The sequence below is a fragment of the Klebsiella sp. M041 genome (assembly GCF_059759695.1).
In genome coordinates this window covers 1-286 of the sequence record NZ_JCAXWU010000069.1, presented here as the reverse complement: position 1 = coordinate 286, position 286 = coordinate 1, and the positions used below count along the sequence as shown (strand labels likewise).

Annotated in this window: 1 rRNA gene; it reads left to right on the top strand. The window is 49.3% G+C overall.

Going from position 1 to position 286, the window contains the following annotated elements:
- Positions 1 to 84 (top strand): 23S ribosomal RNA (locus AC6CWS_RS26525); the annotation flags it as partial.
- Between the last annotated feature and the right edge of the window lie 202 nt (positions 85 to 286).

Genomic DNA, 286 nt, shown 5'->3' with positions numbered 1-286 from the left:
AGACGACGACGTTGATAGGCCGGGTGTGTAAGCGCAGCGATGCGTTGAGCTAACCGGTACTAATGAACCGTGAGGCTTAACCTTACAACGCCGAAGATGTTTTGGCGGATTGAGAGAAGATTTTCAGCTTAGATTCAGAGTTGAGTACGCAATAATTTGCGCAGCAGCAAGGCGGCAAGCGAAGGAAAGGAAGGAGCATACTGAAGTATGTGACTGACTTTGCGAGCGCAGGCAACGCAGCTGATGCGATAAAGAATTGCGTACTGAGCACAAAGAATTTGCCTGG